31 protein-coding genes and 1 tRNA gene are annotated in these 23,724 nt (G+C 64.8%); 25 read left to right on the top strand and 7 right to left on the bottom strand.

The genetic code is table 11. The features are described from left to right. Window positions 1-35 precede the first annotated feature (35 nt). The 15 genes from AC4GYS_RS00870 (at window position 36) to nadA (ending at window position 10,702) form a co-directional block, all read left to right on the top strand. Window positions 36-332, top strand: coding sequence for an SCP2 sterol-binding domain-containing protein (locus AC4GYS_RS00870; RefSeq protein ID WP_491107233.1), 297 nt, complete (start codon window positions 36-38; stop codon window positions 330-332). 129 nt (window positions 333-461) lie between these two features. Then, window positions 462-1,100, top strand: coding sequence for a glutathione S-transferase family protein (locus tag AC4GYS_RS00865; protein ID WP_491107232.1), 639 nt, complete (start codon window positions 462-464; stop codon window positions 1,098-1,100). An 18-nt stretch (window positions 1,101-1,118) separates the two neighbouring features. Further along, complete coding sequence (locus AC4GYS_RS00860) at window positions 1,119-1,829, top strand: CoA transferase subunit A (protein ID WP_491107231.1); 711 nt, start codon at window positions 1,119-1,121, stop codon at window positions 1,827-1,829. Between the two features lie 586 nt (window positions 1,830-2,415). Next, complete coding sequence (locus AC4GYS_RS00855) at window positions 2,416-3,051, top strand: 3-oxoacid CoA-transferase subunit B (protein WP_491107230.1); 636 nt, start codon at window positions 2,416-2,418, stop codon at window positions 3,049-3,051. A gap of 59 nt (window positions 3,052-3,110) precedes the next feature. Further along, window positions 3,111-3,326 carry a hypothetical protein gene (locus AC4GYS_RS00850; protein WP_491107229.1) on the top strand — a complete coding sequence of 72 codons (216 nt, stop codon included), beginning with the start codon at window positions 3,111-3,113 and terminating at the stop codon, window positions 3,324-3,326. Window positions 3,327-3,366: 40 nt separating this feature from the next. Beyond that, complete coding sequence (locus AC4GYS_RS00845; protein ID WP_491107228.1) at window positions 3,367-4,365, top strand: NADPH:quinone oxidoreductase family protein; 999 nt, start codon at window positions 3,367-3,369, stop codon at window positions 4,363-4,365. A gap of 183 nt (window positions 4,366-4,548) precedes the next feature. Further along, window positions 4,549-5,097, top strand: a complete 549-nt coding sequence (locus AC4GYS_RS00840) for a fasciclin domain-containing protein (RefSeq protein WP_491107227.1) — start codon at window positions 4,549-4,551, stop codon at window positions 5,095-5,097. 98 nt (window positions 5,098-5,195) lie between these two features. Further along, the gene (locus AC4GYS_RS00835; RefSeq protein ID WP_491107226.1) at window positions 5,196-5,519 is read left to right on the top strand and encodes a DUF1476 domain-containing protein; all 324 of its coding nucleotides are present in this window, start codon (window positions 5,196-5,198) and stop codon (window positions 5,517-5,519) included. 4 nt (window positions 5,520-5,523) lie between these two features. Further along, window positions 5,524-5,763 (top strand): BolA family protein, encoded by a 240-nt coding sequence (locus AC4GYS_RS00830; RefSeq protein WP_491107225.1) that lies wholly within the window; start codon window positions 5,524-5,526, stop codon window positions 5,761-5,763. Between the two features lies 1 nt (window position 5,764). Next, the gene (gene grxD / locus AC4GYS_RS00825; RefSeq protein WP_491107224.1) at window positions 5,765-6,079 is read left to right on the top strand and encodes a Grx4 family monothiol glutaredoxin; all 315 of its coding nucleotides are present in this window, start codon (window positions 5,765-5,767) and stop codon (window positions 6,077-6,079) included. Window positions 6,080-6,329: 250 nt separating this feature from the next. Beyond that, the gene (locus tag AC4GYS_RS00820; RefSeq protein WP_491107223.1) at window positions 6,330-7,535 is read left to right on the top strand and encodes a glycosyltransferase; all 1,206 of its coding nucleotides are present in this window, start codon (window positions 6,330-6,332) and stop codon (window positions 7,533-7,535) included. A 68-nt stretch (window positions 7,536-7,603) separates the two neighbouring features. Continuing rightward, a complete protein-coding gene (locus AC4GYS_RS00815; protein WP_491107222.1) occupies window positions 7,604-8,044 on the top strand; it encodes a hypothetical protein in 441 nt (146 codons plus the stop codon). A 38-nt stretch (window positions 8,045-8,082) separates the two neighbouring features. After that, window positions 8,083-8,949 carry an MBL fold metallo-hydrolase gene (locus tag AC4GYS_RS00810; protein WP_491107221.1) on the top strand — a complete coding sequence of 289 codons (867 nt, stop codon included), beginning with the start codon at window positions 8,083-8,085 and terminating at the stop codon, window positions 8,947-8,949. Continuing rightward, window positions 8,930-9,643: a DUF4230 domain-containing protein gene (locus AC4GYS_RS00805; protein ID WP_491107220.1), complete on the top strand. Its 714-nt coding sequence runs from the start codon at window positions 8,930-8,932 to the stop codon at window positions 9,641-9,643. Before AC4GYS_RS00810 ends, AC4GYS_RS00805 begins: the two co-directional genes overlap by 20 nt. A 33-nt stretch (window positions 9,644-9,676) precedes the next feature. After that, complete coding sequence (gene nadA, locus AC4GYS_RS00800; protein WP_491107219.1) at window positions 9,677-10,702, top strand: quinolinate synthase NadA; 1,026 nt, start codon at window positions 9,677-9,679, stop codon at window positions 10,700-10,702. Window positions 10,703-10,714: 12 nt separating this feature from the next. Here the strand turns inward: nadA and AC4GYS_RS00795 are convergent, their stop codons facing one another. After that, window positions 10,715-12,013: a TonB family protein gene (locus AC4GYS_RS00795; protein WP_491107218.1), complete on the bottom strand. Its 1,299-nt coding sequence runs from the start codon at window positions 12,011-12,013 to the stop codon at window positions 10,715-10,717. A gap of 243 nt (window positions 12,014-12,256) precedes the next feature. On the opposite strand from AC4GYS_RS00795, the gene AC4GYS_RS00790 reads away from it, so the two are divergent. Beyond that, complete coding sequence (locus tag AC4GYS_RS00790) at window positions 12,257-12,691, top strand: YcxB family protein (RefSeq protein WP_491107217.1); 435 nt, start codon at window positions 12,257-12,259, stop codon at window positions 12,689-12,691. Here AC4GYS_RS00790 and AC4GYS_RS00785 read toward each other — a convergent pair. Together AC4GYS_RS00785 and AC4GYS_RS00780 are read right to left on the bottom strand one after the other, a co-directional pair. Continuing rightward, window positions 12,658-13,113: a DUF4112 domain-containing protein gene (locus AC4GYS_RS00785; protein ID WP_491107216.1), complete on the bottom strand. Its 456-nt coding sequence runs from the start codon at window positions 13,111-13,113 to the stop codon at window positions 12,658-12,660. The two genes, AC4GYS_RS00790 and AC4GYS_RS00785, sit on opposite strands and share 34 nt — an antisense overlap. A gap of 4 nt (window positions 13,114-13,117) precedes the next feature. Next, window positions 13,118-14,596, bottom strand: coding sequence for an ABC transporter substrate-binding protein (locus AC4GYS_RS00780; protein WP_491107215.1), 1,479 nt, complete (start codon window positions 14,594-14,596; stop codon window positions 13,118-13,120). Window positions 14,597-14,702: 106 nt separating this feature from the next. On the opposite strand from AC4GYS_RS00780, the gene AC4GYS_RS00775 reads away from it, so the two are divergent. Both AC4GYS_RS00775 and AC4GYS_RS00770 read left to right on the top strand, forming a co-directional pair. Continuing rightward, the gene (locus AC4GYS_RS00775) at window positions 14,703-16,700 is read left to right on the top strand and encodes a transglycosylase domain-containing protein (protein WP_491107214.1); all 1,998 of its coding nucleotides are present in this window, start codon (window positions 14,703-14,705) and stop codon (window positions 16,698-16,700) included. Between the two features lie 147 nt (window positions 16,701-16,847). After that, complete coding sequence (locus tag AC4GYS_RS00770) at window positions 16,848-17,018, top strand: Flp family type IVb pilin (protein ID WP_491107213.1); 171 nt, start codon at window positions 16,848-16,850, stop codon at window positions 17,016-17,018. Between the two features lie 144 nt (window positions 17,019-17,162). Here AC4GYS_RS00770 and AC4GYS_RS00765 read toward each other — a convergent pair. Continuing rightward, window positions 17,163-17,238, bottom strand: a tRNA-Ala gene (locus tag AC4GYS_RS00765). Between the two features lie 52 nt (window positions 17,239-17,290). Continuing rightward, complete coding sequence (locus AC4GYS_RS00760) at window positions 17,291-17,632, bottom strand: FYDLN acid domain-containing protein (RefSeq protein WP_491107212.1); 342 nt, start codon at window positions 17,630-17,632, stop codon at window positions 17,291-17,293. A 103-nt stretch (window positions 17,633-17,735) separates the two neighbouring features. Here AC4GYS_RS00760 and cmk point away from each other — a divergent pair, with 103 nt between their 5' ends. The 5 genes from cmk to AC4GYS_RS00735 all read left to right on the top strand — a co-directional run bounded on the left by cmk (window position 17,736) and on the right by AC4GYS_RS00735 (window position 21,660). Then, complete coding sequence (gene cmk, locus AC4GYS_RS00755) at window positions 17,736-18,377, top strand: (d)CMP kinase (RefSeq protein WP_491107211.1); 642 nt, start codon at window positions 17,736-17,738, stop codon at window positions 18,375-18,377. 9 nt (window positions 18,378-18,386) lie between these two features. Further along, on the top strand, window positions 18,387-20,060 hold the full coding sequence (locus AC4GYS_RS00750; protein ID WP_491107210.1) for a thiamine pyrophosphate-binding protein: 1,674 nt from the start codon (window positions 18,387-18,389) through the stop codon (window positions 20,058-20,060). A gap of 42 nt (window positions 20,061-20,102) precedes the next feature. Beyond that, the gene (locus AC4GYS_RS00745; RefSeq protein WP_491107209.1) at window positions 20,103-20,693 is read left to right on the top strand and encodes a protein-methionine-sulfoxide reductase heme-binding subunit MsrQ; all 591 of its coding nucleotides are present in this window, start codon (window positions 20,103-20,105) and stop codon (window positions 20,691-20,693) included. Further along, window positions 20,690-20,995, top strand: coding sequence for a PepSY domain-containing protein (locus AC4GYS_RS00740; RefSeq protein ID WP_491107208.1), 306 nt, complete (start codon window positions 20,690-20,692; stop codon window positions 20,993-20,995). Before AC4GYS_RS00745 ends, AC4GYS_RS00740 begins: the two co-directional genes overlap by 4 nt. Window positions 20,996-21,084: 89 nt before the next feature. Then, window positions 21,085-21,660, top strand: coding sequence for a L,D-transpeptidase family protein (locus AC4GYS_RS00735; RefSeq protein WP_491107207.1), 576 nt, complete (start codon window positions 21,085-21,087; stop codon window positions 21,658-21,660). A gap of 16 nt (window positions 21,661-21,676) precedes the next feature. Here the strand turns inward: AC4GYS_RS00735 and AC4GYS_RS00730 are convergent, their stop codons facing one another. Both AC4GYS_RS00730 and AC4GYS_RS00725 read right to left on the bottom strand, forming a co-directional pair. Beyond that, window positions 21,677-21,865, bottom strand: coding sequence for a hypothetical protein (locus AC4GYS_RS00730; protein ID WP_491107206.1), 189 nt, complete (start codon window positions 21,863-21,865; stop codon window positions 21,677-21,679). A gap of 100 nt (window positions 21,866-21,965) precedes the next feature. Continuing rightward, the gene (locus tag AC4GYS_RS00725) at window positions 21,966-22,247 is read right to left on the bottom strand and encodes an usg protein (RefSeq protein ID WP_491107205.1); all 282 of its coding nucleotides are present in this window, start codon (window positions 22,245-22,247) and stop codon (window positions 21,966-21,968) included. Between the two features lie 111 nt (window positions 22,248-22,358). Between AC4GYS_RS00725 and AC4GYS_RS00720 the strand changes: the two genes are divergently transcribed. Together AC4GYS_RS00720 and panB are read left to right on the top strand one after the other, a co-directional pair. Continuing rightward, window positions 22,359-22,796 (top strand): hypothetical protein, encoded by a 438-nt coding sequence (locus AC4GYS_RS00720; RefSeq protein WP_491107204.1) that lies wholly within the window; start codon window positions 22,359-22,361, stop codon window positions 22,794-22,796. After that, entirely contained in the window at window positions 22,793-23,662 is an 870-nt protein-coding gene (gene panB, locus AC4GYS_RS00715; RefSeq protein WP_491107203.1) for a 3-methyl-2-oxobutanoate hydroxymethyltransferase, read from the top strand. Before AC4GYS_RS00720 ends, panB begins: the two co-directional genes overlap by 4 nt. The last annotated feature ends 62 nt before the right edge of the window (window positions 23,663-23,724 follow it).

The following is a 23,724-nucleotide window of genomic DNA, read 5'->3' as shown; positions in this document are numbered from 1 at the left end:
GCACGGGTATTGTCCGACCCATTTGGAGGCCTTTCATGACCAAGCAGGAACTGGTGCAGAAGATGCAGGACGCGGGCGCGGTGCTGCCTGGCAAGCGGGTCAAGCTGGACTTCGGCGACCAGGGCGCGGTGATGCTTGACGGTCAGGCCAACCAGGTCAGCGAAGACGACGGTGCGGCCGATACCACTATCAAGGTCAATTGGGACGATTGGCAGTCGATGGCCTCGGGCCAGCTGGACGGCATGACCGCCTTCATGACCGGCAAGCTGAAGGTCGAAGGCGACATGTCGAACGCCATGCAATTGCAGGGCGTGCTCGCAAAGCTGCGCTGATCGCGTCATCCCGGCAGGGCATCATCGAACCGACGCTTCGATGAGCCCTGGATGCCGGGATCTCGGGAGTCAGGCGAAAGGCGCGGACCACGGGCCGCGATTTTCGCCGGGACGAGGGAGTGATCGATCATGCTAACGTTGTATTACGCGCCTGGCGCCTGCTCGCTGGTCAGCCACATTGCGCTGGAAGAGGCGGGGGCGGAGTACCGGGGTGTCGCCTTGAACTTGGCCAACGGCGATCAGCACGCGCCAGAGTTTCTCAAGGTTAACCCGCACGCCCGTGTCCCGGCGCTGGCGACGGACGAAGGCACGATCACCGAGAATATCGCGATCCTGAATTACGTTGGCGAGCGGTTCGGCGCCGAAGGCTCTGTCCCGCGCGGTGATGCGTACCGGACGGCCAAGTGCAACGAATTGCTGTCGTGGCTTGGCGGCACGGTCCACGCCGGCGGTTTTGCGCAGTTGTTCCGTCCCGCCCGGTTCAGCCCGGACGAAAGGTTGCATGACGGCATCCGGGATGGTGGACGCGCGGCGCTTGCCAGTCACTTCGTCGAACTCGACGATCTTTGCGGCAATGGCTGGCTGACCGGCGGTCAGTTCACGGCAGCGGACAGCTATGCCGCGGTGTTCTTTCGCTGGGCGCGCCGGGCGGAATTCGACATGTCCGTCTATGACCGTTGGGCGGCACTGACCCGGCGGGTCGTCGAACGGCCCGGCGTAAGGCGCGCGATCGAGCAGGAAGGTTTGCAGGCGGACGAGTTCGCCTGAAGGGAGGGCTGAAGAAGAGTGGCCAACAAGATTTATCCCGATGCAACGGCGGCGCTGGACGGGCTGCTGCATGACGGCATGACGATCGCCGCGGGCGGGTTCGGCCTGTGCGGCATTCCGGAACGCCTGATCGACGCCATTCAGGCGAGCGGGGTCAAGGGGCTGACCATCGCGTCCAACAATGCCGGTATCGACAACGAGGGTCTCGGCAAGCTGTTGCGCACGCGGCAGGTGGCGAAGATGATCTCCTCCTACGTTGGCGAGAACAAGGAATTCGAACGCCAGTATCTGGCGGGCGAGCTGGAGGTCGAATTCTGCCCCCAGGGTACGCTGGCCGAGCGGATGCGGGCCGGCGGGGCGGGGATCCCCGGTTTCTACACCCGGACCGGCGTCGGCACCAAGGTTGCCGAGGGCAAGGAGGTCAAGGAGTTCGACGGCGAGGAATATATCCTCGAGCGCGGAATCCGCGCTGACCTCGCCATCATCAAGGGCTGGAAAGCGGACGAGGCCGGCAATCTTGTGTTCCGCAAGACGGCGCGCAACTTCAATCAGCCGGCCGCCACCTGCGGCAAGATCTGCGTTGCGGAGGTGGAGGAGATCGTGCCGGTCGGCAGCCTCGACCCCGACTGCATCCATCTGCCGAGCATCTATGTGAAGCGCCTGATCCTCGGCGCGCCCTACGACAAGAAGATCGAGTTCCGCACTGTGCGTGAAAGAGAGGCGGCGTGAAGCGTGGCAGAACAACAGGACCAGCAATCACGTTTGCTGCCTTCTTGTCACTGCCAAGCTGCGCCGACATGCCACCTGGCGGCCCCGCTACCCAAGATGCCATTGCGCGGATTGCTCGCCCGGAAGCCTACTTGAGTTCGTTCCTCTACAGAGATGCCTACGGCTCCACTGAGGCACTTTCGGCCATTCACAGGTTGGGGCGGGAGGACGGCTGTGATGCATTGAAACATGCAGTGGATGCTGCTGCGAGCAAGTATCTACCGTCTTGGCGGCAGCATATGATCGCAGCTTATCGCGAGGTGGTGCCAGAAGTTGAACTCGCCGCTGCCGCTCGGAAGAACGAAGAGAGCGCCAGGCGTACGCTCAAGTCACACGATCGCGAGATCTGGAATTCCATGGGGCGAAGGGATGGTGGCCTTTTAGGATCTGCTCACCAGGAGGTCATCGCGTCAATGACGGCTAGAGCGCGAGAGAATGGGCGTGTACCGCCTCCTGATGGGCGCCAGCTAGGTGAGCTCAAGCTTGAGACGGTGGACTTTGAGCTATGCCCGGACTTGCAGGCTACAATCCGACTGGAAGATCAATAATGGCTTGGACCCGAGACGACATGGCCGCGCGGGCGGCCAAGGAGCTGCGCGACGGCTTCTATGTGAACCTTGGCATCGGCATTCCGACGCTGGTCGCAAACCACATCCCGCAGGGGTTGGAGGTGACGCTTCAGTCGGAGAACGGGATGCTCGGCATCGGGCCGTTCCCCTATGACGACGAGGTCGATCCCGATCTTATCAACGCAGGCAAGCAAACCATCAGCCAGTTGCCCTCGTCGAGCTACTTCAGCTCGTCCGACAGCTTCGCCATGATCCGCGGCGGGCATATCGACCTGACCGTGCTTGGCGCGATGGAGGTCAGCGAAGGCGGCGACATCGCCAACTGGATGATCCCGGGCAAGATGATCAAGGGCATGGGCGGCGCCATGGACCTGGTCGCGGGCGTCAAAAAGATCATCGTCGTGATGGAGCACAACGCCAAAGACGGCAGCCCCAAATTCATTCCGGAATGCACCCTTCCGCTGACGGGCCGGAATGTGGTCGACATGATCATCACCGACCTGGCGGTGTTCCAGCGGTCCGATCACCAATCGCCCTTCCGGCTCGTCGAGCTGGCGCCCGGCGTGAGTGGGGACGAAGTGCGCGAAAAGACCACTGCCAAATACGAGGGGTGAAGGCGTTCGCGACAGCGGCGCTGCTTACGCTTAGCGCCTGCTCGTCCCCGAAGCCGACCGTGATCAACGGCTCGGATGCCGCCCGCTTTGCGGAGAGCACGGCACAGGCGCGAGGCGATCTGCCGGTGGCCGATCGGCTCGATTTCGATCGCGCCTTGGCCAGCGCCCCGACGCGCCGGTTCGGTGCCGAGGATCGCGAGGCGCTGAAGCGGTTGAGCTTCGATGGCATGACCGCAGAGCAGGTCGTCGCCGATTTCCGGGCCCGGCAGCGCTAGAGGGCTGGACCCCGCTGGCCCCCAGCGTACAAGCGGGCGCATGAAAGCGCTTCTTTCGACGGCTCCTGGTGGTCCCGGCACGCTGCAGCTGACCGATGTCCCTTCGCCCGTACCCGGTCCGGGCGATCTGCTGGTGCGGGTTCGGGCGGCGGCGATCAACTATCCCGATGTCCTGATCATCGAGGACAAGTATCAGCTGAAGCCGCCGCGCCCGTTTGCGCCGGGCGGCGAGATTGCCGGGGAAGTGATCGGCATTGGCGCGGGCGTCGAGGGCTGGACCGTTGGCGACCGGCTGATCGCCGTGCCGGGCTTTGGCGGACTGGTCGAGGAGATGGCGATCCCGGCCAAGTCCGCCTTCCGGTTGCCCGACAGCCGCAGCTTTGTCGATGGGGCCGCTTTGCTGCTCACCTATGCGACCTCGATCCACGCATTGTGGGACCGGGGGCGGCTGCAGGCGGGGCAGACCTTGCTGGTCCTGGGTGCGGCAGGAGGCGTGGGGCTTGCCGCGGTGGAACTCGGCAAAGCGCGTGGGGCGCGAGTGATCGCGGCCGTTTCAAGTGATGCGAAGGCTGACGCCGCGCGAAAAGCCGGCGCCGACGATGCGATCGTCTATCCGCGCGGGCCCTTTGATCGTGACGGGCAGAAAGCCCTCGCGGACCAGTTCAAACAGGCGGTCGGGCCGACCGGCGCGGACGTGATCTACGATCCTGTGGGCGGCGACTATGCCGAGCCGGCACTGCGGGCGATCGCATGGGAAGGGCGCTATCTGGTGGTCGGCTTCCCGGCGGGCATTCCCAAGCTGCCGCTCAACCTCACCCTGCTGAAGAGTTGCGACGTGTGCGGCGTCTTCTGGGGCGCCTTCGCCATGCGCGATCCCGAGGCCAACATCGCTCATGTACGCGAACTGTTCGAACTGTGGGACGCCGGCAAGATCAGGCCCAATGTCAGTGCAACCTATCCGTTGGCGCGCGCCGGCGAGGCAATTGCCGCGATGGCGGCCCGGGAGGTTATCGGGAAACTGGTGGTGGAGATCGGCTGATCGAACGGCTCCTTCGCCTTCAGCCCGGCGATCAGGCGCTCAGCAAGCGTAAGGTCGCTGCCATTCGACATTGGGCCACGGCCGACCGGCACGGGCTAAAGGCCAGCTTCAATCGAACGTTGAGGACCCGACTTGTTGCAGGCGACAGCGTGGGCTGCCGCTTGCACTAGCGAGGAGTTTCTCATGCGAACCATTCGACTCATGGCCGCGGCGGCGGGTCTGGCAGCCATCGGCATCGTGCCGGCAGCGGCTCATCAACATGGCATGCACAAAGCTCAGGCGGCATCGGGCCGGACGATCGTCGACGTCGCGGCCGGCAATGAAGATTTCTCGACCCTTGTCACGGCGGTAAAGGCGGCCGACCTCGCGACGACATTGAGCGGTCGCGGCCCCTTTACGGTCTTCGCGCCGACGAACGCGGCCTTTGCCAAGCTTCCGGCCGGCACGGTCGAAACGCTGACCCAGCCCGCCAACAAGGCGACCTTGTCCGGCATTTTGACTTATCACGTCGTGTCTGGTCGCTACCCCAGCACCCGGATCGCCGCGCTGATCCGGCAGGGTGGCGGAAGCGCAACGCTGACCACCGTCCAGGGCGGAACCCTGACCGCACGGCTCGACGGCAGCGCCGTTGTCCTGACGGATGCAAAGGGCGGAACTTCGCGGGTGACCACGACCGACCTCAATGCCTCAAACGGCGTTATTCACGTGATCGATACGGTGGTGATGCCGTAAGACGAAGCGGGCGGCGGGCTGGACGAGCCCGTCGCCCTCGCTGGACGCGCTGCCTCCTTGCGCCTATCTCCCGCCCGAGACGAGTAGCTGGAGCAGCCATGACCACTTTCGACGACCGCGAACGCGCCTTCGAGACCAAGTTCGCGCATGACGAGGAAATGAAGTTCCGCGTCCTCGCCCGCCGCAACAAGCTGCTGGGCCTGTGGGCGGCGGGCCTGATGGGCCTGACCGAGGTCGAGGCCGAAGCCTATGCCAAGGATGTCGTCCGCGCGGATTTCGAGGAAGCCGGCGACGAGGATGTGATCCGCAAGCTGCTGGGCGATCTGACGTCCGCTGGACGGGACACCGACGAAGCGGCGATCCGCGAGCAGCTGGACCTCAAGACGATCGAAGCCAAGCGCCAGTTGATGGAGGCACTTTAGACCCATGCCGATGGCAGCCGACGAGATCGAGGCGCTGATCCGCGCCGCCATCCCGGACGCGGAGGTCACTATCCGCGATCTGGCGGGCGATGGCGATCACTACGCCGCGCGGGTCGTGTCGAACAGCTTCGCCGGCCTGCCGCGCGTTCGCCAGCATCAGAAAGTTTATGCGGCGCTGGGCGGTCGAATGGGCGGCGAGCTTCACGCTTTGCAACTGGAAACCGCAGTCCCGACGGGAGAATGAAATGACTGACGCGAACGCCCGTATCGATGAGATTGTGAAGGGTAACGACGTGGTGCTGTTCATGAAGGGCACCCAGCTGTTTCCGCAGTGCGGGTTTTCCAGCCGGGCGGTGGCGATCCTGGATCACCTTGGCGCGCAATATGAAACGGTCGACGTTTTGCAGGATCAGGAGATCCGGCAGGGCATCAAGGCCTATTCCAAGTGGCCGACCATTCCGCAGCTCTATGTGAAGGGCGAGTTCGTCGGCGGATCGGACATCATGATGGAGATGTTCGAAAGCGGCGAGTTGAAGCAGTTGATCAAGACTGACGCCTGACTACGGCTGCTTCAGTGGTGCCGATGTGGAGAAGGGACGGTGCCGCGGGACCAGAGAACCGCAGTACCGTCCCTTCTGATTGGCGTGGAACCAATGTGGACGCCAAAGAAAAAGCAATTGCCGTGCCAACCTGCTTAAAATCGCCGATTTCTTTGTCTTTTCACTGCAAAGGCTGCTGATCGTGAACCGAGACTGTCAATTTCTCCGACAGGCTGGGGCGCGAGGTGGGGACACCCGTTTGTTCTGTGATTTGACGCAGAGTTGGTCGTCGGTCGGTGGCGGCGTCGGGACCTACCTGCGGGCCAAGCGGGCCCACATCCTGGCGAAAACCAACCACCGGCACCTGATGATCCTGCCCGGCACTCGCGACGAGATCGAGGAGGCGGACGGCGGCCGCGCGATCACGGCGTGGATCAAGTCCCCGAAAGTGCCGTTCAGCCCGCACTATCGCCTGCTGCTGCGGAATGGCGCCGTTCGTAGGGCGCTGGAGCGGTTCAGGCCCGACGTGATCGAGTGCCAGGATGCCTATAATCTGCCTTGGGCGGCCATCGCCCATCGGCGGCAGTATCCGGAAGCTGCCTTGATCGCCGGCTATATGACCGATTTTCCCACCGTCTATGCCCAGCGGCCGATCAGCAAGGCGCTCGGCTCGGCGATCGGCGGTTGGGCCGGCCGTACCTCATACCGCTATTGCGGCAAACTCTATCGCCAGTTCGATGCGGTTTATGCGCTGTCGGATCACGGTGGCGGCCACAAGCTGCGGTCGTTGGGGGTGGAACCGGTTCACATCCTGCCCCTGGGAGTCGAACTTGGCGCGTTCGGTCCGGAGCATCGCGACGAATCCTTGCGCGAGAAGCTTGGCGTCGGGCCCGAGCAGCCGCTTTTGATCTATGTCGGCCGGATGGATATCGAGAAGCGCCCCGATATTGTGGTCGACGCCGTCCGCCGCTTGCCGTCCGAACTTGGCGCCAGGCTTGTCCTGCTGGGGCAGGGGCCGTTCCGCGAACAGTTCGAGCAGGAGGGGGATCCGCGGATCATCACGGCCGGCTTCGTTTCCGACCGGGCCGAACTGGCGCGCTGGCTGGCAAGCAGCGACATCTACGTGTCGGCTATGCCCAATGAGACCTTCGGGGTGTCGGTGATCGAAGCGCAGGCATCGGGGTTGCCGGTGGTTGGCGTAAATGGTGGCGCCATGCTGGAACGGGTCAAGCCAGGGATCGGCCTGCTCGGACCCATCGCCGATGCAGAGGCGATGGCGGCAAATATTCTCGAAGTCTGGCGTGGAGACCACCGCGCGATGGGTGAGCGGGGCCGGGCCCATGTCGCTGGAGAGTTCAGCTGGGACCACAGCATGGACGTGTTGTTCAATACGGTCGTCCCCGCAGCCATTGCGCGCCGGACGGAATCCCTGCGACTGACGGCGCCGGAGGCGGCCGGCTTCGCCGCTGCAGAGTGAACAATCGTTCATCCGGCGTTTAGACGGGATCAGCAAGCGTCGGTTTACGCGAGCAGCAGGGAGGAATTATGATCAGTCTCTTGTTGGCCGCCGCCTTGGCGCAGCCGACGCCTCCGGCCCCGCCGACGGTCGATCAGCCCAAGAATACCACGGTGATCCGCGAGATCAGGATTGTTCGAGACAAGGACGGCATGAAGGCTCAGCACGCCGATGACGATCGCGATCGCCGGCTGGTGATGCGTGGTGTCGACGGCAAACTCACGCTTGACGATTGCGCTGAAGGCCGGAAATTCGAGACCAGCGCGGAGGGAGAAAAGGACGGCAAGAAGACGCAGACGAGGATCGTGCTGTGCGGCAAGAAGGACGGCACGGACGCGTCCTATGCCGAGATGCTTGATCGGGCGGCGAAGCGGGTGGCGTCGGACAAGGAATTACCCGTCGATGCGCGCGACCGCCTCGTAGCGTCGATCAACGCGGAGATCGCCCGTCTCAACCTAAGCCGCAACTGATCTTTCCTCACCGTCCGGTCCATGGCAGGGCCGGTGAGGTGGACGCACCCTACGGCAAGTTGATCGAGCAGGAAGCCGGCATCGCGCGGCTGCTCGCGCCTAATCCATCGCCCTACACGCAGACCGGCACGCAGGTTCACCTGTTCGGCGAGGACGAAGTCGCAGTGCTGGATCCTGGGCCGGACGATCCTGCGCACGTTGGCGCTCTGCTGACAGCCCTCGCTAAGCGGAAACTCGTCGCCGTCCTTGTCACCCACACGCACCGCGATCATTCGCCGGCGGCCAACTCCCTCCGCGATGCGACCGGTGCACCGGTGGTCGGTTGCGCTCCGCTCGCGCTCGACGGTCTGGGCGACGGCGCGGAGTCCGCGTTCGATCGCGACTATCGGCCGGACCGGGTATTGGCCGACGGTGATTGGGTTGAGGTCGACGGCCGGCGGCTGACCGCGCTGCACACGCCCGGCCACACTTCGAACCATCTGTGCTTCGCCGACGAGCGACACGGCGTGCTGTTCAGTGGCGATCATGTCATGGGGTGGTCCACTAGTGTGGTGATTCCGCCGGACGGAAAGATGGGCGATTATCTTCGCAGCCTCGACAAGCTGCGGAGGCGGTCGGACCGTATCTATTACCCGGCACACGGCGATCCGGTGACCGATCCGCAGCGGCTCGTTCGGGGCATGATCACGCACCGATTGCAGCGTGAGCGGCAGGTTCTGCGGCGGCTGGAAGAGGGTGATCGGACGGTCGCCCAGATCGTCGCCGCGGCCTATCCCAGCCTCGATCCGCGCCTTAGGCCGGCGGCGGGCGCGAGCGTTCTTGCGCATCTCGCGGACCTACAAGAGCGCGGCCTCGTTGAATGTGCAGACGAGCAATGGACGCTGCATGCAAACCGATCAACGTGAGATGAAAGGCCTGCCGGTCTGGCGCGTGCTGGGCGCGGTACTCTTAATCGTCCTGCTGGTGGGTGGGGGATATCTGTTGGCCCGCGCGGAGGATCGGCAGGAACGAGACGAGGTTGCCGCCACCGAACTCGACGAGATCGTCGTCGCCCTAAGGGAGAACCGCAACCGCCTGGAAGTCCGCCGCCTGTCCGGGACGGTGACGACCAATCGCGAAGTCACTGGCGGCCCGGCGGACCTGCTGACCGGCGAAATGACGGCGCGTCAGCCGTGGTCCGTTACCTATTTCGTCGACTTGGGATCGCTCGGGCTAGACGACTACATCTGGGATGCGCGCACTCGTACGCTCATCGTCCGCGCTCCGCCTGTGGTCGCCGACCCGCCGAACATCGACGAGAGTCGCCAGGTCGTTGCCTATCGCGGTCCGTTCATCACCCGCGACATGCAGACGAGCCTGCGCGCCGGCGTGGCAAACGGGGCGCGGCAGCAGGCCGCGGCGGAAGCGGCAAAACCGGAGAACATGCAGGCGGCGGAGGCGGCAGCGCGGGATGCCATCGCGCGGAACCTTCAGGCGCCGTTGCGCGCGGCCGGCGTTGGCGACGTTACGGTCGTGGTCCAACGGGCGGGAGGCGACGGCGAACAGTGGGACGTCAGCCGCTCCATAGCCGACGTGCTGGCCGAGCGTGCAGGCACCTAGCGCTCGGCCCCAAGCATGCGCATATAGCCTCGCATGAGCGCACCCGTCCAAACCCTGAAGGGCATCGACCTCCTGGCCGAAATCAATCGGCTGAAGAAGGAGCGCAATGCGGTGATCCTGGCGCATTACTACCAGAAGCCCGAGATCCAGGATCTGGCGGATTTCGTCGGTGACAGCCTGGACCTGTCGCGCAAGGCGGCGGCGACCGACGCCGACGTGATCGCATTCTGCGGCGTGAGGTTCATGGCGGAAACGGCCAAGATCCTCAGTCCTGACAAGACCGTGATCCTGCCCGACATGGACGCCGGCTGCAGCCTGGAGGACAGCTGCCCGCCCGACCAGTTCGCGGCCTTTCGGGCGGCGCACCCGGATCATATCGCGCTGACCTACATCAACTGCTCGGCGGCGGTGAAGGCGCTGTCGGATATCATCGTTACCAGCAGCAGCGCGGACATCATCCTGTCGCAGATCCCCAAGGACCAGAAGATCATCTTCGGCCCGGACCGGCACCTGGGTGGTTATCTGGCGCGCAAGACCGGGCGCGACATGCTGCTGTGGCCGGGAATCTGCATCGTCCATCAGGCCTTCAGCGAGACCGAGTTGCTGAAATTGAAGGCCCAGCATCCCGGGGCGCCGGTGGCCGCGCATCCCGAATGTCCGCCGCATATCATCGACCATGCCGATCATGTCGGAAGCACGCGGTCGATTCTCGACTTCGCGACTCACTCGCCGAGCAAGACCATCCTGGTGGCGACAGAGCCGCACATCATCCATCAGATGGAAAAGGCAGCTCCCGACAAGACCTTCATCGGCGTGCCCGGCGGAGACGGGAACTGCAATTGCAACATGTGCCCCTACATGGCGCTGAACACGCTGGAGAAGCTGTACGTCGCCCTGCGCGACCTCCAACCGCGGATCGAGCTTTCGGCCGAGATCATGGACAAGGCGCGTGTGCCACTGGAGCGCATGCTGGAGATGGCGGGCCGTACGGTTGGACAGGGCGACGTGGGCAGGCCGATCATCGGCGGCGGTGCAAGCGCACTACCCAGCGGCGACTGACGGCTTGCTTGATCAGCGGCGGCGGCGCTTGCCCCAGCCGTAGCTAGACCGAACTTCCGATGCGATCGGCTGGCCGTCGGCATCACGCGCCGGAGTGAAGCGCAGCCGCTGTTCCACCAGTCGACAGGTCGTGGAATCCAGTGCCGGGTTGCCGCTGCTGACGATGGCTCGGCAGCCGCTGACATTGCCGTCCGTGCCAACGGTAAAGCTGACGCTCACGGTGCCTTCGAAGCGGCCGCCGGGATTGTCGCCGTCCACCAGCCCGCCGCCAAGCCAACGCGCCGGCGCGGTGATGCGCCTGACGGCCGGTCGCGCGGGCTGCGGCGTGGCCGGGGGTTCGGCAGCCGCGCTGAGAGGAGCCGGTGCTTGCGGTTCCGCGGCAGCCGGGCGGGCAGGCTGGGTACGTTGAGCGTCTGCAGCCACCCTCGGTTCTGACGCACGGGCTGATTGCCGGGGATTCGAAGAGGTTGCGGGCTCGGCGGTGCGTGGCGACGGGTTGCGTGTTTGGCTCGGAGCCTGGGGCGCGGGCTCCGTCGACTCGGTAATGGCGATGTCTGCGCCAGCCGCAGTCTCGGCAGGCTCGCGGGTGAGAGGCGGAGCGACGATCGGCGGATTGGTTTGCGAAGGCGCTGTCTGCGCGTCCGCCGTCCGGGTTGAAGATGGCGCGGTTGTGCCGGACCGATCGCCGCCCGTGCTGAGGAGCAGCGCAGCCGCCCCTAGACCGATCGCAAGCGCCGTGCCCGCAAGCACCGCACGTCGCGGAATGCGGCTTCGGGTTTCATCAACCAATTTCTCGGCGTTATCGTCCCCGGGGGCCGGCCAAGGAGCAGCGACTGTCTCGTTCTCCAGGCGAAGATGGCGCGCTGGTGACCCTGCGGCCATCGCCGGCGCGAACGGCGTTGCGGCAACGAAGGGCGTGCCCGACCGGAACGACTCGGCCGGGATCTCCTCGCCGTGCTCCTCCGGAGCGTCCGATCCATCGGGCAGGTCATCGGCAGTCGAAATCGGCGCTACGGGTGGCACGAACAGAAAGGGCCGCTTGAGTGCCGACGCTTGCCGTTCGGTGCCAGCGGGATCGCGAAGGCCCAGCGAAGCATCATAATCCCGCCTGCGGTCAGGATCGCGGAGCGTTTCATAGGCAAGATTGACCTGACGCGCCCGCAGCCTTTGGGCAGGCTCTGCAAGATCGGGATGCTGCATGTGTTCGCGCACAAGGGCGTGAAATGCCTCGTCGATCTCCGACGCGCTGGCGCTCGGATCGAGACCAAGAGTGCGATAATGGTCGGGCGGCGACTTTGCCAAGGCTGTCATGCAGCCTCCTCGCGTTAAAGCATTGGATAGCTAAGCCCCGGATAATAAGTCGCTTTCCCGCTTAAGTCGAATCTGTTGGGCAGCGGTGACGGACCCAAGCCGGAAAGCCGGCAGTTGAAGCGTGGTATGCCATCGGTATGTTTCACGCCCGACGAAGCCGACTTCATTGAAGCTGCGCGACTGTCGTTCCGTACCAATTTGCGGCGACCCGCAAATGTTTTGCTGCTGGTGATTGGCGCCGTCTTGAGCGCGATTGTGGCCCGGCACATTGCGCTCGATCATGCGCTCGGTGCGGCTGGCGGCGCGGCGCTCGTTGGTGTTCTGCTTTGGCTCGTTGGTGCAGCGCTTGGCGTGCTGCTGATTCAGGCGCTGTTGCCGGCCCGCGCCCGGGCAAGGCTCGGCATGCAACCGTCGCTGCAGGATGAAGTCCGGTTGAGTTGGTCCGACGACGAGATCATGTTTGAAACGTCGAACGGATACGCCAGTCATCGCTGGGATGAATATGAACGATGGTCGGAAAGCGACGCGCTGTTCGTCCTGTTCTACACCGACCGGCTGATGAATTTCATTCCCAAGCGAGCGCTTGGAGCCGTGGAGATTGAGAGGCTTAGATCCCTGCTGGCACGTAAGCTGCCGGGCCGAAATCAGCGCCGCACGCTGGGACCCGAGGCCGGCTGATCCGGCCGCACGTCGACCAAGCCGGTGCCTGGGTGATGCTTGTCGAGATAGCGCTTGATGATTCGCACATTGCGGGTGTTGGAGCGGAAGAAATAGTCGGGAACGGCGCCGATGAACGGGATCATGCCCAGCATCCAGTCCACGCCGATGTTCGCCCCCATCCGGGTGATGCTCCAGCGGCTCATGCCCAGGTTGCGCGCTTCCCACGCCAGATAGGCGCCAAGCCCGGCCGCGACGGTTGGTCCGATCCCGGGAACGAAATCGAGGATCACGTCCAGTCCGACCTTGCGGTTCAGGCCAGGGACGGTGAACAGCCCTTCAAGCACCTGTTCCAGCGCAACGATGCGCTGCCGCACCGCCTCCGGATCTCGGCCGGCGGGCAGACGAAGTTTGGATTTCATGGGTGTGGGACGGACGGCCATGGCGCTAGCTTCCACCTGCGGGCGGCTCACGCAAGCTCCAAAGCGGATGGCGCGCAAAGCGGTTTTCGACGAAGCCGGGCAAGCCGTTGGCCACCAGTGACCAGCGCACGGGGGCGGCGAGCGGGATGAACAGGACCTGCTCGCGCATTAGTCGCTCGGCCTCGGCAAACAGGGCCGCTCGTTGCCGAGCGTCGCGGGCGAGGCGCGCGGCGTCCAGCAAGGTGTCGGCTTCCTCGGCGCAGATGGGAACTACGCCGCAGCGGAACGAGCGGAGAAACCAGGCCGGCGCGACCGACGGCGCAACCGCATCCACGACCCGCAGATCGGCCGGCTGTCCAGGCTCCGCGGCCTCGACCGCAAGACCAAGCGGGCCCCAGTCGGCACGCAGCCTTGCCAACAGGATGGTGGCTCCGGGCCCTTCCGGCACCGCCACCCTGATAACCGGCGCTGGCTCGCCTTGCGCGCGAGGCAGGAGCCGCTGCGCTTCGGTTGCCAGCGACTGTCGGCGCTCGGCCAACGGTACGGCGGCCCAGGCCGGAAGGGCAGGAGCTATGCCGCCATCCAGGCCCGGTTGAAGGATCGATGCGCGGGCATCGAGGTCGGGGACGCCCAATGCGCCGACAAGCGCGTCACGATCGATCGCCCGATCGAGCAGGTCGCGCAGTTTACGGTCTGCCAAAAGCCCGCCCGATCGTGCCGGAACCAGCCCAAACAGGCCGGCGACCGGATCGAACCGCAGCGTTCCCCGCGGCAACCGGGCACCAATCGCGATCCCGAGATCGGCAAAGCTTCCGCCGAGAACCAGGTCGCTTCTTCCAGCCTTGAATGCCCGCACGGCCGTTTCCGTCGACCCGGCCTCCAGGACGACGCGCTCTTCGCCCCCATCCTCGCCGTCGGCGGCCGGCAGCGGGCGGACGAGCATCATCGCGCCGCCGTCGGCTGGACGAGTCACCGTGAAAGGGCCGGTTCCTTCCTGGTTGCGGACCAGCGAAAACTCTGGCTGCGCGAGCAGTTGAAGCAGGTGGGGTCGCGGCCCTTCGAGCTCGATTGCCAGGACCCGGTCGGTCATCGCGACGACCTGGGATACCGCGCCGACCGTATCCTTGAGCGCATTCCGGCTGGCAGGGGCGACCTGCCGCCGGATCAGCCGGGCGATATCCTGCGCCCGGATCTTCCGGCCTGACGGCCATTCGCCGGTTTGCAGGCGAAAGATGTAGCTGAGCCCGTCGTCCGACACGTTCCACCGCTCGGCGAGTCCGGCCTCGATATTGCCCTGCGCGTCGAACCGTACCAGCCCCTGGGCCGTGTTGGTCAACAGCACCTTTTCGGCGCTGTCGAGGTCACCCTCCGCCGGGTCGACGAGGCGCGGTTCCTCACCGATCACCATGACCCGGACGGCGCCGGTCTGTGGCCGTTCACACCCCAGCAAGGCGCCCAGCATCAGGCCGGCCAGCAGCATTTTCATCGAGGCGAAGCGCTTCATCCCGCTTGCTCTAGCCGTGACGGGCCCTAGACCCAAGCGACTAGCCAGCCGCACGGAACTGTATTAGTGAAGCAAGTCAGTAAAACGAGGGTCCTTCCGTTTCATCATGGCTGACCGCGACTCACCCTGGCAGCGCGCCGACGGGGCATACATCGAGGAACTGCCCGACCCGTTCGCGCCAGTACCTCCTTATGAAGATGAGGCGCCGGAAGGGCCGGCCAAGCCACGGCGGCGCTGGTGGCGGATGGGCTTCACCATCTTCTTCGCCTTGCTGCTCATCATCGTCGGTTGGCTGATCATTACCGCACCTCTCGGCCGAGCGCTCGAACCGCTGCGGGACCCGGCCATGCTTCTGGTATCGACGGAGGGCCAGCCGATCGCCCGGCGGGGTGCGATCAAGGAGGCGCCGGTGGAGATCGCCCGGCTGGGTCCTCTTACCCCGCAGGCCTTCGTCGCTATCGAGGACCGGCGTTTCTATAAGCACTGGGGCATCGATCCCCGCGCGATCGGGCGGGCCATGGTCGCCAACATGCAGGCCGGGGGCGTCCGGCAGGGCGGCTCGACCATCACCCAGCAGCTCGCCAAGACCAGCTTCCTGTCGTCGGACCGCAGCCTGAAGCGGAAGGCCCAGGAGGTGATCATCGCCTTCTGGCTGGAAGGTTGGTTGACCAAGGACGAGATCCTGTCGCGCTATCTTTCGTCCGTTTACTTCGGCGACGGTGTCTACGGGTTGCGCGCGGCGGCCAAGCACTACTTCGGACGAACGCCGGAGAATCTGAGCCTGGCGCAGTCCGCGATGCTTGCGGGCATGGTGCAGGCGCCGTCGCGGCTGGCGCCCACCCGCAACCTCGCCGGCGCGCAGAAGCGGTCGAAGCTGGTACTCGCCGCCATGGCGGACACCGGCGTGATCACGGCGACGCGCGCGCGTTCGACCCGTCTTGCCCGACCGATCCGCAACGGCAGCAAGGTGCCCACCGGCACCTATTTCGCCGACTGGGTGGCGCCGCAGGCCTCCGACGCGTTCGAGAGCGATTTCGGCGAGGTGAAGGTGCGCACCACCCTCGACGCGGATCTTCAGCGGCTGGCAGTCCGGGCGATCAGCAACGCCGCCATCGGCGACGCGCAGGCGGCGTTGGTGGCCATGCGACCGGACGGACGGGTGGTCGCCATGGTCGGTGGCCGCAGTTACAAGAATTCGCCCTTCAATCGAGCCACTCAGGCGCGGCGGCAGCCTGGCAGTGCGTTCAAGCTGTTCGTCTACCTCGCCGCACTGCGGGCCGGATGGACTCCGGACAGCCGGATATCCGACTCCCCGATTACCCTCGATGGCTGGACTCCGGCGAACAACGACGGCGTTTACCGCAGCGACATCACGCTTAAGGAAGCGTTTCGCCGGTCGAGCAATGCGGCAACGGTTCGCCTGTCCGAAGCGGTCGGGCGCGGTAACGTCCTGCGTGCGGCCCGCGACTTGGGAATTACGACCCCGCTGCCCAATAGCCCGAGTGTCGCGTTGGGAACGGCCGGTGTCAGCCTGCTCGAACTGACCGGGGCCTACGCGGCGGTGGCGAGCGGACGTTACCCGGTCGCAGCCAGGGGCCTGCCGTTGCTTGAAGAGCGCGACGGAGATCTGGCCGCTGCATTCTTCATGCGCGGAGGGCAGCTGGACCGCCGTCGCGACTGGCGGCCAATGCTGGATCTGCTGTGGGCTGCGGCCAACGAGGGTACCGGGCGCCGGGCGGCGCTCGCCACCCCCACATTCGGAAAAACCGGCACCAGCCAGGATAACCGCGACGCGCTATTCATCGGCTTCGCCGGCGACCTTGTGGTCGGCGTGTGGGTCGGCCGCGACGACAACAAGAGCCTTGGCAAGTCGATCAGCGGCGGCACGGTCCCGGCTCAAATCTGGCGCGCGTTCATGGCGCCCGCGCTTAGCGTGGACGGGCGAGCGGCGAGCAGTCTTCCAAGCGACTATCGCCCACCCCGCCGGGAACCCGTGCCGGCCGAGCGTCGCTCCCCGCTCCCCGCAGACTGGAACTCACAACCGCCGCCAGAATGGATCGGCGACGTGATGCGAGAAGTGGAGCGGGTGTTCGACGGTCTTTGATCCGTCGTGAAGGTATGAAGATCCATTAAGGATGGGCTTTAAGAACTCTTCAACCCGCGACTCGTAGGACTGCATTCGACCGACGGGCTTTGGTGAGCCGCCGGTGCGGGGCGACAAGCCCTCAAGTGTGGAACTAGGAGACCGGACATGTCGAAGTTTTTCAAAAAGCTGATCAAGAACGAGCAGGGTGCGACTGCGATCGAATACGGCCTGATTGCGGCCCTGATCGCCGTTGCCGCCATCGGTGCCCTGGGCGCCGTCGGTAACGAGCTGAGCGGCACCTTCCAGGGTGTGTCGGACGAGCTGTCGAACGCCTAAGGCGTCGCTCTCGACGACAGATGGACGGCGGCGTCGAAAGACGCCGCCGTTTCCATTTGTGCTTGATGATAGCGCCGGACCAGTCGTGCGACGACCGGGACTGGACACGAAAAAGCCCGCCGATCAGGCGGGCTTTTTGCGTAATGGTGGAGCCGAGGGGGATCGAACCCCTGACCTTCGCAATGCCATTGCGACGCTCTCCCAGCTGAGCTACGGCCCCGTGTGCAGCGCGCCTTTAACTGGCTTTTGGCGCGCGTCAAACCCCAATCGTGTCAGATATTCTCTTCGTCGTCGGTACCCGCCTCGACGCCGAGGTCGTCGTCGCCCGTGGACAGATCGACTTCGTCATCCGCACTGGGCTCCTCGTCCTCGTCCGGCACCAGGTCTTCAGCACCAAGATCCTGGTCCGCCGCCGGCTCCACGGCCGTCGCGGCGACGCCGCCCGCAGCCGCGGCGGTGTCGAACGGAAGGGGCTGCTTGGACTTCAGCACAGGCTCCGGCACCCAGGCGTTGCCGCACTCGATGCAGGTCACCGGATGTTCGTTGCCGAGGTCGTAGAAACGGGTCGAGCACTTGGGGCAAGTGCGCTTGGTGCCCCATTCAGGCTTCACCATGAGGAAACTCCGAGTAAGTAAAATGGGCCGCTGAAGCTGACGCTCCCGGCCGGGTCGGCGGGCGCCTTGCCATAGGCACCGGTGGCTGTCAAAGCCGCGCGCCATGTCCGGACCTTCCAATCGCGTGATCGCCGTCGACGGGCCTGCCGCTAGCGGAAAAGGTACGGTGGCGCGGGCGCTGGCCAACCATTTCGGCTTGCCCCACATGGACACCGGCATGCTCTACCGCGCGGTAGCGCTCAGCCTGCTGCGTTGGGGCGGCGATCCCGAAAGCGAATTTGCCGCGCTGCGAGCGTGTGACGGTGTGGCCGCGCTGCTCGATGATGAGGAGCTGCGTTCCGAAGCGGTCGGTGGTGTGGCGAGCCGTATCTCGGTGTACCCGGCCGTGCGCGATGCCTTGCTCCAGCGCCAGCGCGACTTTGCCGGCCAGGCGGGCGGGGCGGTGCTGGACGGGCGGGACATCGGAACGGTGATCGCGCCGGGGGCGAGCGCCAAGCTGTTCGTGACCGCCTCGCCCGAGGTTCGCGCCCAGCGCCGGGTGCTTGAACTGCAGGCGAGGGGACTGCCGGGCCACTTCGATGATGTGCTGATCGACATCCGCGCCCGGGACGAGCGCGACAGCCATCGCGCCGCCGCGCCGCTGCTGCAAGCCGCGGACGCGCTGCTGCTGGATACGTCCGCGCTCGACCGCGAAGCAGCGATCGCCGAGGCGATCCGGCTGGTGGAGGAGCAGTTGGCGCGATAGAGCGCTGCCATGACCCAAACCCCCGCACTTCGTACCGGTGGCCGAATCCTGGTCGATCAGCTTCGCATCCAGGGCTGCGACCGCATCTTCACGGTTCCCGGCGAGAGCTTCCTCGCCGTGCTGGACGCGCTGCATGATACGCCGGAAATCGACGTTGTCGTGTGCCGTCAGGAAGGCGGCGTTGGCTACATGGCGGACGCGGATGGCAAGCTGACAGGCCGTCCGGGCGTCGCGTTCGTCACCCGCGGGCCGGGCGCGACCAACGCATCCGCAGGCGTGCACGTCGCGTTCCAAGATTCAACGCCGATGATCCTGTTCGTCGGCGATCTCGATCGCGGCGACCGCGACCGTGAAGGCTTTCAGGAAATCGATCTGGCGGCCTTCTTCGCGCCGGTCGCAAAGTGGGCCGCGCGGATCGACGATGCCCGCCGCATCCCCGAATATGTCGCGCGCGCCTACCGTGTGGCCACCGCCGGGCGACCCGGGCCGGTCGTGCTGGCAATACCCGAAGACATGCTTCGCGACGAGGTCGAGACGCTGGACCGGCCAGCCCTGCCACAGGTCTGTGAGGGCCCGGATCCTGGCGCGGTCGCTGCGCTGTTCGAACTGCTGAAGGAAGCCGTCGCTCCCGTTGCAATCGTCGGCGGCGCGGACTGGAGCCCGTGCGCGGCGCATCACTTTGCCAGTTTCGCCACGCGCATCGGCCTGCCGGTCGCGGCAGCCTTTCGGCGGCAGGATGCAATTGCCAACGATTGCCCGGTCTACGCCGGCAACACTGGCTATGGACCGAATCCCAAGCTGACCGAGCGGATCCGGCAGGCCGATTTGCTGCTCGTCGTCGGTGCCCGGCTCGGCGAGTCGACCACGGACGGGTACACGCTCGTCACGCCCGATCATCCTGGACAGACGCTGGTCCATGTCCATCCCGATCCCAACGAACTCGGGCGGGTTTATCACGCCGACCTGCCGATCTGTTCGGACATGGGGGAGTTCGCGCAGATGGTCGACTTGTGGGACGAACCGGACCTGGCCTCGTTCGGTGCCGGCGCGGAGGCGCACAAGGAATGGCTCGAATGGAGCGAGCCGCACCCGCGTGACGGGGTCGCGATGGACCTTGGCATTGCCGTGAGACAACTGCGCGAAAAGCTGCCGCCAGACTCGATCGTCTGCAACGGGGCGGGTAATTTCTCGGGTTGGGTGCATCGTTACTGGCGCTATGCGGCAATCCCGTCGCAGCTTGCTCCCACCAGCGGCAGCATGGGTTATGGCCTGCCGGCGGCCGTCGCTGCCGCAATCCGGTACCGCGACCGACAGATACTGTGCGTTGCGGGCGATGGCGATTTCCTGATGAACGGGCAGGAACTGGCCACGGCCGTTCAATATGACGCGAACCTGCTCGTGCTGGTGGTCGACAACGGCAGCTACGGCACGATCCGGATGCACCAGGAACGGGACTACCCAACCCGCCTTTCGGCAACCGATCTCAGAAGCCCGGACTTCGCCGCACTTGCGCGCGCATTCGGGGGTTGGGCCACGACAGTGGAGCGAACCGAGGAATTCGGCCCCGCGCTCGACCAGGCACTTGCTCAGACGGGCGTGCGGCTCCTCCACCTCAAGACGGACGTCGAGGTGATCAGCAACCAGACGACGATCTCCGCGCTGCGGGAGCGAACCAAAACCTAGCACCCCTATTGCGAATGTCTCGCAACAAGCTATTGCGAGCCCATGAGGAGCGCTGGCTTCAAATATCTCGTCTGGGCAATTCTCGCCTTACCCGGACTTGTCGCGCTTGGACGATACGCGATCGACCCGGCGGCATGGCCGGGCGACATGCTGCACCCCACCGGCGAGTGGTCGGCGCGCCTCATCATTCTGGCTCTCTGCGTTACGCCGCTGACGCAGCTGTTTCCCAGCAACCGGATTGTCCGCTTCCTGCGGATTCATCGTCGTGCAATGGGGGTCGCGGCGTTCGCCTACGGTCTACTGCACCTGCTGTTCTACGTTCTCGACATGGAAACGGTCGAAGCGATGTTGGCGGAAATTGGCGCGCCCGCGATCTGGACCGGATGGCTCGCTTTCGCGCTCATCTTGCCCCTGGGGCTGACCAGCAACGATGCCTCGATGCGCCGCCTGAGGGCCGGATGGAAAAGATTGCAGCGGCTTGCCTATCCGGCGGCGCTGCTGACGCTCGCCCATTGGGTTCTCGTTCATGACGGCCTTGGTACTGCCTTGACTCACTTTGCGCCGCTCGCCCTGCTTCAGGGCTGGCGCGTGTCGAGGCTCGTCTCCCATTCATCCCGAAGGAGTATTGCATGATCGTTCGTTTCCTGGCCGCCGGTGTCACGGCACTTACCCTGGCCGTCGCCGCAGCCCCTGCATTGGCAACCGGCAAGATGACCTGCAACGCGCCGCAGGCCAGCTGGAAGAGCATGGACTCGCTGCAAGCGCAGCTGGTCAAGCAGGGTTGGCAGGTGCGCAAGGCCAAGGTCGATGGCGGGTGCTACGAAGTCTATGGGACCGATCCGCAGGGTCGCCGGGTCGAGGCGTATTTCCATCCGGTCAGCTTCAAGCTGTTGCTGAGTTCGCGCCGCGGGGAGGTCCTCTATAGGGCCAAGTAGGCGGTTAACGTCAAATCGCCATTTACCAATGAGTTGACGAGGCTTCGCGTCTGCGCTGTTCGATGGTGATCGAAAAAGGGAGCGCAGGCGTGAAGCGATTCGGCAGGTGGATAGTGGCTGGCAGTGTCGCGGCGGCGCTTGCCGGCTGCGCGACGGCACCGCAACGGGTCGCGGCGCCGGTCGCGCCCAAGCCCGTCGCGCAGGATTTGCCGTACAAGTGGACGCATGGTCACGCGCCCCAGGCCCATAAGGACGCTGCGGCGCTGTTCGGACCGGTTGCGCTGCGGCCCGGCGATTTTCGCTGGGCGCCGACCATTCCCGACGGTGAGGCCAAGGTCGTCATCGATCTCCTGACCCAGACCTTCTACGTCTATCGCGGCGAAAAGCTGGTTGGCATCTCGACGATCTCAAGCGGGAAGAAGGGTCGTGAAACACCGCTCGGCTACTGGTCCGTCTTCCGCAAGCAGGTGAAGGGGTTCAGCCGCAAGTACGACAACGCCCCGATGCCCTACATGCAGATGTATGACGAAAAGGGCATCGCCTTTCACGGCGGAAAACTGCCGGGCTATCCCGCCAGTCACGGCTGCGTGCGCCTTCCCGTCAAGTTCGCCGAAAAGCTCTACGGCCTGACCAGGGTCGGAACGAAGGTCATCATCGAAGGCTGACCCTGACCGGGCGCACCTACGCCAACAGGAAGGGCGGCCGTTCCGAGGTCATGGGGTCGTTGCTCAGCAGTCGCGCCCGCTCGAAATGCAGCGATGACAACCGCAGGTGCGCGCGCGCGACCCGGATGCAGCTGGACGCCAGCCCGCGATTGAGCTCCTCCGTGGCGCGCTGGCGGTGATAGAAGAGGTCATCCTGATGGGTCATGAGCCGCTTGTGCACCGCTACCTTTGCGTGGTTTAGACATGCGCATGACAGTGATGTGAGTCAGGTTCACCGGAATTAACTACCGGGAATGTATCGTCTTTTAATTTATCACCCACTCGCTGGAGATGTTGCGCCACTCACCCGGCCCGATCAATTGTTGGTGGGCGACCCGGATCGAGTGCAGCGTCGCTTCGATCTCGCGCCGCCAGTGGTCGAGGAAGTGGTGGAGCGCCGGATAGCGTGGAGCAACATCATAATGCTGGAAGGCGAATTGCTGCAGCAGGCTTGGATGATCGGGAAGATAATAGCGAACCTCGACCAGCGACAGCCCGTAGCCTTCCAGCTGCCGTTGGAAATCGGGGGTGACCACTCCCTTGGCCATTCCGTTCTCTCCTTTGTCGGACCTTTACGGCGCCATTGATTGCCAAACCGTTCCCACCGTCAAGCGGGGGCGCTATGAGGTTTCCAGTTAGTCTCTAGGGGGAGCGGGCTCATGGACGGTGACAACCGTGAAACTGCGCGGCCGATCGCGCAATGGTTCATGCCGGCGGCAATCGCATCGCTGCTGTGGTATCTGCTCGGATGCGCCAATTATCTGTATCAGGTGACGCTTGATCCAGCGTCGCTCCCGGTGGAGCAGCGCGCAATGATCGAAGCCGCGCCCCAATGGATGTACGCGGCCTTCGCGATTGCCGTTTGGGTCGGCCTGGTCGGGGCCATCCTGCTGGTCTTGCGTCGCGCCAGCGCCGTGCCGCTGCTGGCCGTCTCGCTGATCGCGGTTTTGGTTCAATTCTCCGCCTATTTCCTGCATCGTCCACTGGCGGAATCAATGGGATCGGACATGCTGCTGGTGCCGATCATCATCGTTGCCGTCACCTGGACTGTTTTCTGGTTCGGCTATCACAGCAAAAAGCGGGGCTGGCTGCGTTGAGCACCTTTACACTCGACACGGCGACCAGCCGGGCCACTCCGACGCCGGTGCCGGGCAAGCGAATGACGGTTCCGGCGTTGAAGGGGCGAAAGTCGGACGGCCGGACCGAGCAGCCGATCGTGATGCTGACAGCCTACACCATGCGCATGGCGCAGCTTCTCGATCCGCACTGCGACCTGCTGCTGGTCGGTGATAGCCTGGGCCAGGTGATCTATGGCTTGCCGTCGACAGTGCCCGTCACGCTGGAGATGATGTGCAATCACGGGGCGGCTGTGGTTCGGGGAAGCTGGCACGCGCTGGTTGCCGTGGACCTGCCGTTCGGCTCGTACGAGGCGTCACCGGAGCAGGCATTCGCAAGCGCGTCGCTCGTGATGAAGGAAACCGGCTGTGCGGCTGTGAAACTCGAGGGCGGAGCGGCGATGGCGCCGACCATAAAATTCCTGTCGGAACGCGGTATCCCGGTGATCGGTCATGTCGGGCTGACGCCCCAGGCGGTCAATATGCTCGGCGGCTACGGAGCGCGGGGCCGAAGCGAGGCGGAGGCCGCCAAGATCTTGGACGACACGCGGGCGGTGGCCGAAGCCGGGGCCTTCGTTATCGTGGCCGAAGGGGTCATGGAGGGTTTGGCCGATCAACTCACGGAAGCGGTTGACGCGCCGATCATCGGCATCGGCGCGTCGGCCAATTGCGATGGCCAGGTCCTTGTCACCGAGGACATGCTGGGCCTGTTCGAGCGCACGCCCCGGTTCGTCAAACGCTATGACGACCTTGCTGCCCGCATCGGCTCAGCGGTGGAAAGCTATGCCGCGGAAGTCCGCGCGCGAAGCTTCCCGACGTCCGAGCAGACCTACCGTCCGAAGTCGTGACTCTTTGCGTCGGGCGCAAAAGGCTCTAGACGCTCGCTCCGCCAAGCTTCTGTTCATCGCCG

This window comes from Sphingomonas sp. SP1, from assembly GCF_058313395.1.
Note: the sequence above shows the minus strand (reverse complement) of the source record. Positions and strands in the feature narration are given on the sequence as shown.